Consider the following 4,625-nt stretch of genomic DNA (forward strand, 5'->3'; position numbering starts at 1 on the left):
GCTGGGTCGAGGATGCCAAGCGCGGGATGGAGAACTCGCTGCGCGCCAACCCGCTCGACATCCGCGAGCAATACGAGAAGCAGCTCCGGGACCTGCAGGAAGCCTATGGCGAGGCCATGCTGGAGCTACGGGAGGGAACCTTTCAGGTAGCAGAAGGTTAAGGAAATTGAGATCAGTTGGAAAGATGCGAGTTCCATCGCCGTTGCGCTGGACCGGATCATCAGCAAGCGCTGGCCTTGATGACGTCTTGAGCAGCGCTACGAAAGGAAAAGTCCATGAAGGCTGTCGTATACAACGGACCCAAAGACGTTTCCGTGGATACAGTAGACGATCCCAAGATCGAGAAACCGACCGATGTGATCATTCGGGTGACCACCACCAACATTTGCGGGTCTGACCTTCACATGTACGATGGCCGTACCAGCTTCGAGAAAGGCAGGGTCTTTGGTCACGAAAACCTTGGCGAAGTCATCGAGGTCGGCGCTGCCGTAGATCGGATCAAGAAGGGCGATCGCGTCTGTATGCCGTTCAACGTGGGTTGCGGGTTCTGCGAAAATTGCGAACGCGGTCTGACGGCGTTTTGCCTCACGACCAACCCCGGAACCGCCGGCGCAGCGTATGGCTTTGCCGAGATGGGGCCGTGGCAAGGCGGTCAGGCCGAGTTGATGCGCGTTCCTTATGCGGACTTCAATTGTCTGAAGCTGCCCGAGGACGCTGAGGAGAAGGAGGATGACTATGTCATGCTCTCCGACATCTTCCCGACGGGTTGGCACGGCGTCGAAATGTCCGGTTTCCTGCCCGGCGAAAGCATCGCGATCTACGGCGCTGGTCCGGTCGGTTTGATGGCCGCGCACTCAGCCCAAATTCGCGGTGCCTCTCAGATCTTCGTGGTCGATTCTCACGATGACCGCTTGAAACTGGCCGAGGCGATGAGCGCGATTCCGATCGACATGCGCAAGGGCGATCCCGCCCAGCAGATCCTTGACGCAACCGGCGGCCGCGGGACCGACCGGGGGGTCGAGGCGGTCGGGTATCAGTGTTGCGATCGCCACGGCAAGGAGCGCAGCAATTACACGATGAACTGCCTCGTCAAAAGCACGAAGGCCACCGGCGGAATCGGCGTCGTCGGCGTGTTCGTTCCGGAAGACCCGAACGCGCCCGACGATCTTCAGAAGGAAGGCAAGATTGCGTTCGACTTCGGCAACTTTTGGTTCAAGGGGCAGAAGATCGGCACCGGACAATGTAATGTAAAGCATTATAACCGGCGACTGATGAACCTTATTGAGCATGGCAGGGCCAATCCTGCCCAAATCATCTCGCACCGGCTGCCGCTTGATCAGGCACCAGACGCCTACAAGCATTTCGACGAGCGCGATGGTGGCTGGACGAAGGTCTTGCTCAAGCCCGGCACCTGACCTTAGTCTTCGACGGAATAGGAAATAAATTATGACTTTGGAAGGCAAATCGGTTGCCATTCTGATCGCACCCCGCGGGACGGAAGAACCAGAATTCTCGAAGCCCAAGCAAGCTATCGAGGAGGCTGGCGGCAAAGTGACCGTGGTCAGTTTTGAAACGGGCGTGGCTCGTACAGTCAATAGCGACCTTGACGAGGGCGGCAGCTATACGATCGACAAGACGTTTGCCGAGATCAAAGCCCACGATTTCGACGGACTTGTTGTGCCCGGAGGGACTGTCGGTGCCGACAAGCTGCGCGGCAGCGTCGAGGCAATTGGTTTCATCCGGGCCTTCTTCGATCAGAAAAAACCTGTTGCAGCTATATGCCATGCACCCTGGACATTGATTGAGGCTGACGTGCTTAAGGGTCGCACTTTGACGTCCTACCCGACGCTGAAGGTCGATATCGAGAACGCCGGCGGTGCATGGACCAATGAGGAAGTCGTGGTCGACAACGGCCTTGTCACAAGCCGCGACCCCAATGATTTGCCCGCCTTCTGTGCCAAACTCGTGGAGCAAGTCGCGGCAGGTGTGGGCGCTAGGCTCGCAGCCGGGAATTAAAGACGGGGCGGTCTCGACAAACCATTTGAGGACCTGCTCACGGAAGAAAATCAACGCAAGACAGGCGTAGCGGATTGCCGGTGGTGATGGCCATCCGCTACGCCGCGTATCAGACGAACACGGCGCGCCGGACGAGCAGTCAAACCCTAAGCCGCGTCAACCGCGGTGACACATCGTCGGCTCCCGCTTCCAGATTCGACCCATTCCAACGTGTGGTTGAGATGCACCTGATCGAACGTACGTTCGGCCAGATTTACGGCCTACAGAGCCGCCTTGAGATAGCGGGCGGTGAGACTGCCTTCCGCTTCCGCCACGACGCCAGGGACGCCGCTGGCAACGATACGGCCCCATCTTCCCCGGCCCCCGGTCCCAGGTCGATGATCCACTCCGCCTGTGTGATGGCGCCCATGTCATGTTCGACGACTACGACGGTATTGCCGGCGTCTACGAGGCCCTGCAGGTGTTGCATCAGCCGGTCGCCATCGGAGGGGTGAAGCCCCGAAGTTGGCTCGTCGAGGATGTAGATCGTGTTGCCGCGTTGAGCGCGTTGCAGTTCAGTCGCCAGCTTGATGCGCTGCGCCACCCCGCCAGACAGCTCGGTCGCCGGCTGACCGAGCCTCAGATAGCCAAGTCCGATCTCCCGCAACACGTCGAGGGAGCGCATCACAGATGCCTCGCCAGCGAAGAAGTCGCACGCATCGTCGACCGTCAGTTCGAGCAATCTGGTCCGGCGAGGCCCCGAATTGGACCTGCTGCCGTGGCTCGCCGAGCATAACATACCGGTTATGGCGTATAGCCCAGTCGAGCAGGGACGACTTTCTACCCACCCCGCTCTCAACAAAATTGCAGCCGAGGTTGGCGCAACCCCTGTGCAGGTCGCACTTTCGTGGACGTTGCGGCAAGATGGTCTCATCGCCATCCCGAAAGCGAGTTCAGTCGCACATGTGCGGGAGAACCGCGCGGCCGCCGATATCGTTCTTTCCGACGCTCAGCTTGCGACATTCGACGCGGCATTTCCTAGGCCACTCAACCGTCGTCCACTTGAAATGCTGTAGCGTTAGATGGCGATATTCTCTCTTGAAGGCACCGAGCGCAAACCGGATCGGCTGGAGGCGTTCAGCGATGCAGTGTTCGCGATCGCGATCACTGTCAATCGGCAGCCAATCGTGACCCCCTATCGGCATCCAAAAACTACCGTTTCGGGGTCACGGTCGCCGTCGTCCTCGGCACCCGACTTATTGCCGTTCATAGCTATTAAGGGTTAAGCTTCAGATTATCGCAGCTTAGGCGCGTCTTTGCTTTGAGCGACCGCCTCATTCTGGTATGCTCCAGAGCATATTTTGCACTGTTCCAATTATCTACCGTCATTTCCAGGAGATTATTATGCCGTTACGTGCAGCCTACCTCATCTTATCAGTTCTTGCGCTCACGGGGTGCTACTACGAATCTAATACGCCGCTGCTGTCTTCAATGGAGACGATACCCATCACTCGGCTCGAACAGGATGGTACACATTACTACGAGCAAGAGTCTGGTAATGAATACCTGATCCTCGAGATCTCGAACGGTGCCTTGAAAATCAAGCCAAGATCTCTCAGCACCGGCATGGACGCCCGGTCCATCACGGCAACCGAGGTCGTGAACCTGAGCGGATCGGTCCCCGATCTCGACGGCCGGCCCGTCTACGCCATCACTGTCGACAATAATTCTGGTGCGGTTCGTTATTACCCCTTCGTTTACGAGCCAAACGAAGGGGTAATTCGGTCGCTACGTCCCTCGACCACAGGGTTCATGGACTTCGACAAGAACGTCTCATCACGCGCTGAACTTTTGGGCGACATCGCGGCGATTGTCGCCGAACGGACCGGCCGGATATCCAATTTCAGGTCGGTCAGCTCCGAGAGAGGCGGAGAACTCATTGCGCTCGACCGCGCGGCGGAGGCGGAGGCGAAGGCGAAAAAATCTAGAGACTCGGCGTCGGGAACTGCGAAAAGCGGCGATCCGACGCCGGCCCCAGCGCCGCAGACCGCATCGCCGCTTTTCGCGCCCGGAAGCCCGTCGGAGGCCGATATTCGGGCCGTCCTCCAGGCACGTCTCGACGCTGCGACCAGCACACTCGACGCCATGGGTGACGCTTGCAACACATTCCGACGCGACAATAATCCCATTGCGGCACTTGGCTGCTTGGCAACCGGCGGCGGCGCGATCAATTCCGACCGGCTCGGCATCCGTATGCAGTCTCTGTCGCTTGAAAGGTGCATGGCCGCCGAGAACGATATTTACCTTTGCCGCTACCGCGTCCGGGCGACCGGCAATGCCGGTGGTAATCCACTCCTTCAGATGCTGTTCTTCTCCAGTCAGCTCGGAGGCGTGACAGACGCAACGTTCCGGCGTGATTATCTCGGGCGCTGGGAGGTGGTCCGCATCTACGACCGCTGCACCTACAATGACGCCGGTGCCAACTGTACTTGGACCGAATGATTGCCGAAATCAGGGACAACCATGCCGATTTGCCGATAATGAAAATTTATCTCCAAAACGACCGTTTTTGGCACTGCCGTTTCTTCAAAGCTGACCTTGGCGTAATAGCAGCGAAAGCTCACTTCGTC

Annotated in this window: 5 protein-coding genes; 4 read left to right on the forward strand and 1 reads right to left on the reverse strand. The window is 58.3% G+C overall.

Annotation, left to right across the window (positions count from 1 at the left end):
- The first annotated feature begins 275 nt into the window (after positions 1-275).
- Both G0D83_RS29470 and G0D83_RS29475 read left to right on the forward strand, forming a co-directional pair.
- A complete protein-coding gene (locus G0D83_RS29470; RefSeq protein WP_164198124.1) occupies positions 276-1,415 on the forward strand; it encodes a glutathione-independent formaldehyde dehydrogenase in 1,140 nt (379 codons plus the stop codon).
- 31 nt (positions 1,416-1,446) lie between these two features.
- Positions 1,447-2,016: a type 1 glutamine amidotransferase domain-containing protein gene (locus G0D83_RS29475; protein ID WP_164198126.1), complete on the forward strand. Its 570-nt coding sequence runs from the start codon at positions 1,447-1,449 to the stop codon at positions 2,014-2,016.
- Between the two features lie 253 nt (positions 2,017-2,269).
- Here the strand turns inward: G0D83_RS29475 and G0D83_RS29480 are convergent, their stop codons facing one another.
- Entirely contained in the window at positions 2,270-2,737 is a 468-nt protein-coding gene (locus tag G0D83_RS29480; RefSeq protein WP_235958218.1) for a hypothetical protein, read from the reverse strand.
- On the opposite strand from G0D83_RS29480, the gene G0D83_RS32915 reads away from it, so the two are divergent.
- Both G0D83_RS32915 and G0D83_RS29490 read left to right on the forward strand, forming a co-directional pair.
- Positions 2,679-3,071 carry an aldo/keto reductase gene (locus G0D83_RS32915; protein ID WP_370457348.1) on the forward strand — a complete coding sequence of 131 codons (393 nt, stop codon included), beginning with the start codon at positions 2,679-2,681 and terminating at the stop codon, positions 3,069-3,071. The genes G0D83_RS29480 and G0D83_RS32915 overlap by 59 nt on opposite strands.
- Before the next feature lie 328 nt (positions 3,072-3,399).
- Entirely contained in the window at positions 3,400-4,497 is a 1,098-nt protein-coding gene (locus tag G0D83_RS29490) for a hypothetical protein (protein ID WP_164198128.1), read from the forward strand.
- The last annotated feature ends 128 nt before the right edge of the window (positions 4,498-4,625 follow it).

The organism is Salipiger sp. PrR003 (assembly GCF_010500785.1).
Lineage (GTDB): Bacteria > Pseudomonadota > Alphaproteobacteria > Rhodobacterales > Rhodobacteraceae > Salipiger > Salipiger pacificus_A.

Bases quoted from the DNA above. Each gene is read 5' to 3' on its own strand.
- G0D83_RS29475 (WP_164198126.1), top strand. From the start codon at position 1,447: ATGACTTTGGAAGGCAAATCGGTTGCCATTCTGATCGCACCCCGCGGG.
- G0D83_RS29490 (WP_164198128.1), top strand. From the start codon at position 3,400: ATGCCGTTACGTGCAGCCTACCTCATCTTATCAGTTCTTGCGCTCACG.
- G0D83_RS29470 (WP_164198124.1), top strand. From the start codon at position 276: ATGAAGGCTGTCGTATACAACGGACCCAAAGACGTTTCCGTGGATACA.